This is a genomic window from Acinetobacter pseudolwoffii (assembly GCF_002803605.1).
Lineage (GTDB): Bacteria > Pseudomonadota > Gammaproteobacteria > Pseudomonadales > Moraxellaceae > Acinetobacter > Acinetobacter pseudolwoffii.
Genome location: NZ_PHRG01000008.1, coordinates 66,033 through 72,762, shown reverse-complemented (window position 1 = coordinate 72,762; position 6,730 = coordinate 66,033). Strand labels below are relative to the sequence as shown.

5 protein-coding genes and 1 rRNA gene are annotated in these 6,730 nt (G+C 43.6%); 2 read left to right on the top strand and 4 right to left on the bottom strand.

Annotated features, from left to right (window positions below):
• The 4 genes from CWI32_RS15260 to def form a co-directional block, all read right to left on the bottom strand.
• Positions 1 to 323 (bottom strand): 16S ribosomal RNA (locus CWI32_RS15260); the annotation flags it as partial.
• 752 nt (positions 324 to 1,075) lie between these two features.
• Positions 1,076 to 3,106, bottom strand: coding sequence for a TonB-dependent copper receptor (locus tag CWI32_RS12820; RefSeq protein WP_100535457.1), 2,031 nt, complete (start codon positions 3,104 to 3,106; stop codon positions 1,076 to 1,078).
• Between the two features lie 70 nt (positions 3,107 to 3,176).
• Positions 3,177 to 3,590 carry a DUF2946 family protein gene (locus CWI32_RS12815; RefSeq protein WP_005173863.1) on the bottom strand — a complete coding sequence of 138 codons (414 nt, stop codon included), beginning with the start codon at positions 3,588 to 3,590 and terminating at the stop codon, positions 3,177 to 3,179.
• Between the two features lie 92 nt (positions 3,591 to 3,682).
• Positions 3,683 to 4,213 (bottom strand): peptide deformylase, encoded by a 531-nt coding sequence (gene def / locus CWI32_RS12810; RefSeq protein WP_005173860.1) that lies wholly within the window; start codon positions 4,211 to 4,213, stop codon positions 3,683 to 3,685.
• 119 nt (positions 4,214 to 4,332) lie between these two features.
• Here def and CWI32_RS12805 point away from each other — a divergent pair, with 119 nt between their 5' ends.
• Entirely contained in the window at positions 4,333 to 5,487 is a 1,155-nt protein-coding gene (locus CWI32_RS12805; RefSeq protein ID WP_005094531.1) for a LysM peptidoglycan-binding domain-containing protein, read from the top strand.
• Between the two features lie 92 nt (positions 5,488 to 5,579).
• Positions 5,580 to 6,719, top strand: a complete 1,140-nt coding sequence (gene dprA, locus CWI32_RS12800) for a DNA-processing protein DprA (protein ID WP_100329712.1) — start codon at positions 5,580 to 5,582, stop codon at positions 6,717 to 6,719.
• Positions 6,720 to 6,730 lie beyond the last annotated feature (11 nt).

Below are 6,730 nucleotides of genomic sequence, written 5' to 3'. Positions count from 1 at the left end.
GGCGAAGTAGAGCCAATTCTGGTGGATGCGGTGGACGGTAATGCAGATCGTCGCGTTGGTAGGACTTTACCCCACCAACTAGCGAATCCGACTTAGGCTCATCTATTAGCGCAAGGTCCGAAGATCCCCTGCTTTCTCCCGTAGGACGWATGCGGTATTAGCATCCCTTTCGAGATGTTGTCCCCCACTAATAGKCAGATTCCTAAGCATTACTCACCCGTCCGCCGCTAGGTCAGTTACCGAAGCAACTTCCCCCGCTCGACTTGCATGTGTTAAGCCTGCCGCCAGCGTTCAATCTGAGCCATGATCAAACTCTTCAGTTTAAAATCAGTAGTGCCTAAAGGACACCAATCTTGGCTCATCAATTTTCTGACAAATATTTCTCAAATAAACTTCGAGTCATTTCTACCATCAATCAATGAAAATAATTTCGATCAATCAACCAGTAAAAATCCACACAAGTTGTTCTTCATAATCTCTTAATGATCTTCTTGCTGATTCGTCACCAGCAAGCTAGGTCGGCTATATTACACTGAATTTCTAAAGTGTCAATCCGTAATTCAAATTAATTTAAACTTATCCAACAAAACCCAATCTTAACACCTCGTGCTAAGTTACTGTTTTATCAGAAGTTTTAATCTTCATCACTGCCGATGGATGTGCATTCTACAGCATTTCAGAGCGCTTGCAACACTTCTTGCAAAGATTTTTTATCGTGTGTTTGTTTTATAAACCAATAAAAATATAAATAATTGTTTTTTATATAAAATTTATTTTAATTATTTTTGATTTTCATGTGATCTAGCTAAGAACTCTCACCCAAGCAATTACAACCAATTGTTTTAATTAAAATTATTTAAAAAAATCATTTATTACGCACTCCCTATTGCTTAAGGCGTAGTCAATTCTTGTTTTATTCTTCACCGCCCTGACGCTTATATAGACAAAACTTGTTTTATACGGCCTTCTTCCTAGAAATTGGCACTCTATTTAAATATGCAAAATAAACTCCGACCTTAAAATTAAAAAAGCCATTGCTTAAGAGCAATGGCTTTTTCAAAAGATTAGACAACAATTAAAACTTCATACTGACTCTTGCCCAGTAGTTACGGCCAATATTGTTAAATTGCTCATTGGCAGCAAACCCAAAACCAGAACTGCCCATCTTGTTCAAATGCTCGGCATAGGTACGATCTAGGACATTATCGACCCCAACAGAAAGATCAACACCATCTGCAATGTGATATGTGCCATTTAAAGACAGTGTGCCAAAGCCTGCACTTTTCTTAACATCATAACCAACGATATTCCCTTCACGCTCACTAATTCGGTTTTGACCATCGACCAAACGCCAGTAAGCACCCAAAGTGTAATTGTCCTGGATATAACGTAAATTTACCCGAGCCTCTAAAGGTGAAATCTGTGGCAACGGCGTATTATCGGTGGTGTTTTTAGCCCATGCGTACATCGCGCTGACATCTGTCTGAATCGCATCACTAAACTGATAACCCACCCCTGCTTCCGCCCCGGCAATGGTGGCATCCACATTTCGGCTATGCGCTTCCAACATGTTCATCATTCCTGTTAGTTTATAGGTGGTAAGCACATAGTCATTAATCAGCCCAGCATAAGCCGATGCCCAGGAACTAAAATTAGCATGGGTATGCTGATAACCTAGATCAAGCTGAAGTGTTTTTTCAATATCAATATTGGCAAAAGTATTGGCGTCACCATTCCCTGTTTTAGGACTGAATAATTCCCAGTAATCTGGCATACGTTCGACATAGCCCACGCCAATATAGGTCTTACCATCGTCATGATCGGGATGATGATTTTCAAAACGTACAAAGGCACTCGGTAGAGTTTCTTTACGTTCCTGATTTGACTCCACTGCTTCTACATTGACCTGATCCAGACGCAAACCAGACACTAGCTTATTGTTATCACTAAGCTGATAACTGAGCTCGCCAAAAACCCCAACAGACTGGAATTCCATATCTTTAGTACGTGACTGATTTTGATACGGCGTCATCAGACTTCCGTTACGTTTAGTATGTTGGTTATTCTGACTATCGATACCAGTAATCAGCTGTAATTTATTCCATTCATTGGTCATTGCCATACGAGCATTCAATGTTTTACGCGCAACATTGCTCGCCATGGGCATACTCATCATGGGACTGGCCTGAAACTCACGCAGACTATAATTATCCATGACATGATCATTAAAGTTATAGTTCACCTGTGCTTCAACTTTCTGAATCACATCGCTAATATTTTTCTTTTCGAACCTTAGACCGAGACTTTCACGGGCAAACTTCGATCCATCCATAGCCCGACCAGCATAGACTGCTTCAGCATCCGCTTTACCACCGGTCAGTTCGACCCAGGTATTTTCATCAGGTGTCCAGCCTAAAGCCAGATCCGCATTCCAGCGCTCCCAGTCTGATGGCACAGTATTACCACTTCCATCCTGATAGCTATCAGATACAGAACGGTTGCTATTCAGACGGATATATTTCTGCTCATCACCTGCTGCCACTTCAATATTCTGATCCAGTCGGTCAAATGAACCCATCAAGACACTTGTTTGACCACGATAGTTTTTATCATCTTTAAACTGTTCCGGACTGCGCTCAAAAATCACGGTTGCGGCAGATCCAGTATTGGCATATTGAACCGTTTGCGGGCCTTTGATCACCGTAATCTGGTCGTAACTTTCTGGGGAAATATATGAGGTGGGTGAGTCCATCCGACTTGGACAGGCCCCCAGGTTTTCAGTGCCATCGGTCAGGATTTTAATTCTTGAACCAAACATACCCCGGAAAGTCACATCACCATTGGTGCCGGCACCGCTATTCACTGCACTAAAACCGACAATACTTTGTAAATAGTCTGCACCATCTGATGCCGGAATCGGTTGAATCGGCTGTTTCGGATCAGCACGGACAATCAGTCCATTGGCATCATTACCTGCTGTAGAAGTCACCACAATCGGTGCCAAAGTTTGCACGGGCATCGTTTCATTTGCCATTGTGGCTGGTGAATAACAGATAACACAAATCGCAGCCGCAAGTGGCTGTAAAAAAAATTTAGGCTGAGCCATTTTTTTATCTCACTGAATACATAAAAAAGCATGGCTTGAGTCAATAACAACCCAAGCGAAAAATGCAGGTTTATGCAGGCAGTGGCGGCGCTCGTCCCTGAGGAATTAAAAAGAGCTGCTGAAGGACAAACCAGACATGCTTAAAGGTTTTTTGATAAGCAATTAAACGTACCTGAATCCGGTCAAGTACCTGTTTGATATCCAGATCCGGCGGTAAGACTAAATTGGCATAAACCGTACAGTATTGACACTGATGATTGGCATCATGATGATCATGCTGAATATGACCAGATTGGACTTTGAAATGGTGATGTTCACTGGCACTATGCTGTGTATGAACGTCTGTCGCGATAAGAAGCGCACGCGTGATGGTTTCGCAGACCGGAGCAACCTGATATTGCGTCGGTAACAAAGGCTGTAAAAATACAGCAATCTGTAGAAACACAGCTGCAAATGCAAATAGCAGCCCCGCGCGTAAAAACACAGGCCACTCCTAAAATATGCTCATGTCGATTATAACAAAGCCCAATCAGAATTGGGCTTTGTTGGATCATTAAAATAAATTAAAAAAATATCCTAGCGTTTAACTGCCACCTTGTCTTTATTACGCTGGCGTACCAGTTTTTCTACTTTTTCACGTGCACGTTGACGTTTTAATGGCGATAAATAATCAACAAATAATTTGCCACTTAAGTGATCCATTTCATGTTGAATACACACAGCGAGAAGTCCGTCAGCTTCGAGTTCAAATGCTTGACCTTCCAGATTAATTGCCTCGATTTTTACACGTGACGGACGGTCAACTTTATCGTATATTTGAGGAACTGATAGACAGCCTTCTTCGTAGGGCTGCGTTTCTTCAGTCAATGGTGTAATTTTGGGGTTAATAAACACCATCGGTTGATCTTTATTTTCAGACAGATCCATAACAATCAGCTGAATATGACGATCCACCTGAGTCGCGGCAAGTCCGATACCTGGTGCTTCATACATGGTTTCAAACATATCTGCAGCGAGCTGACGAATTTCATCAGTCACATCTTCGACAGGTTGTGCAATGGTACGAAGACGGGGATCCGGGAAACTTAAAATAGGTAATAAGGCCATACTGCGTCCTCAATTATGCCATTGATCAAAAAACCAAATGAAGGGAATGCTTCATCAAAAAATGTGTGTAAGATCGTTATTATAACGCAACTACGCACATAATTTTAGGAATTATGATAATGAAAAAGGTTTTGAAGGGCATGCCATTTTTTAGTGCCTTGGGGTTTAAAAATCAGATGCTGGCACTCGCCGTTTGTGTCGGTGTCGGTATGGGGACTATTCATTCTGCCGAGGCCGCACCTGCACGTAATGTCAATCCGCCGGCATTAAAAGCCAGTGCACCCAATATTTATGTGGTCAAAAAAGGCGATACCCTCTGGGACATCTCAAAACGCTTTTTGAAAAACCCGGTGCGTTGGCCTGAAATCTGGGCCAGCAACAAGCATGTGAAAAATCCACATTGGATTTTCCCGGGCGATCGCCTGTTGATGTGTGATTACCAGGGCCGTCCGATTATTGGCAAAGATGAAGGTGATGGTTGTGACGGTATTATCAGCCGCTATCTGGGCAGCACCTCTCTGCAACCTCAGATTCGGGTTGAATCTTTAAACAATACCATTCCAGTGATTCCACTAGAACATATCAAACAGTGGCTAGAGCGCTATACCCTGATGGCGCCTGATTCAGTTCAAGGCACCCCATACATTCTTGGAACTGCAGATCAGCGCGTACTGGCGGGCAAAGGCCAGAAAGTCTATGTACGTGGTAACGGTCTGGTCGTTGGTCAACGCTATGCCGTTTATCGTGAAGCTGAGCCTTATGTATTTACCGATGCCAATGGCAAGAAATATACTGCTGCACTCGAGCTGCAACAGGTGGCATCTGGTATTGCGGTACGTAGTGAAGGTGAGGTAACCACACTGGAGCTGACTGACAGTTATAACGCGGAGGTGCGTCGCGGTGACCGCGTACTCGCTGAATACGACCCGATGTTACCGACGCTGTTCTACCCAACCAATGCAGAAAGTATTGTGCCTGGTGGTCAGATTGTGCGTGTATTGGGGTCGATTGGTACTGCAGCACGTCATAGTGTCGTCACCCTTGACCGTGGTACGGCACATGGCGTTCAGACAGGTCATGTCTTTAGCGTAAACCAGAAAGGTGAAGTGGTGACTGATCCGAAGACTAAAGAACGGGTGCAATTGCCAGGTGAGCGTATTGGTCAGGTGATGGTCTTTAAAGCCTTCGATCAATTGAGCTATGCCTATGTGCTGGATAGCGAGCTTCCAATTAAAGTGGGTGCCGGCATTCAGCCTCCTTTGTTAGAAGACTAAGGTTGCAAAGTGAGATGATGTTGATAGATCAGCATCATCTCACTTATTTTCATTCATACCAATAATAAGAAGACGCAAAAATAGGTCTCACTATGTTGAACAGATTGTCGACATCACAAATCAATGCCATCACGCTGTGGTATTTGGTGCAACATTCCCTCACCAGCTTTTATAAAATCAGTCGGCATTATGCAGATCTTGCGGATGCAGTCCATTGTTCTCAAATCGAGACCTGGCAAAAGCTCGGCCTTCATAAAAATCATATTCAACGCCTGAAAGACTTTCAAAGCAGCGAATCTCAAACCCATTTTCAGCACAGTCTAGAACAGATTCAGTTGCACAGTGATTTTGTGCTTTTGCATACAGATGCTGAATATCCACAACAACTGAGTCATTATGAGCATAAGCCGCCAATTCTGTTCGGGCAGGGACATGCAGATCAGTTACTCCAGCCACAAATTGCAATTGTTGGCAGTCGCAAGCCAAGTCCGCACGGACAGCAAGTCGCCTATGACTTTGCCTTTTATCTGAGTGAGCAAGGTTTTTATATTAATAGTGGCTTGGCACAAGGGATTGATGAAGCAGCACATCGGGCTGCGCTACAACATCGACGAACGATTGCAGTGATGGGTACAGGGATCGAACAGACCTATCCTGCTGTACATCAAGCACTACGTCAGCAAATGATTAACCACGGTGGTACAGTTATTACTGAGTTTTTACCTTTTACCCCACCCTTGCAGCAGCATTTTCCACGGCGCAACCGAATTGTCAGCGGCTTAAGTCTTGGGGTGATTGTGGCAGAAGCCGCGTTAAAAAGTGGTTCATTGCTTACGGCACAATGGGCAGCGGAACAAGGCAAGAACATATTTGCAATTCCGGGGCATATTTACAGTGAACATCATCAAGGTTGTCATCAACTGATTCGTGAAGGTGCAATTTTAATTGACCATCCACAGCAAGTGATTGAGGATTTAGCCCTAGCAACACAGTGGCAAGCGAATGCAAATCACTTCAAAAAAGATACTTATCCTGAGCAAGAGCGCACTATCCCGCCCCATTTAATTCATCTTTATAATCAACTCGATTGGGTCGGACAGAGTCTGGATCAGCTCAGTTTTCATTTACAACAGGAAGTATCTTCCTTGACCAGTCAATTGATGGAACTTGAGCTGCTCGGCTTGAGTACTCAACAAGCGGGCATGTATCAGCGTTGTCGTCCACTGAAATAAAGTTCACAATA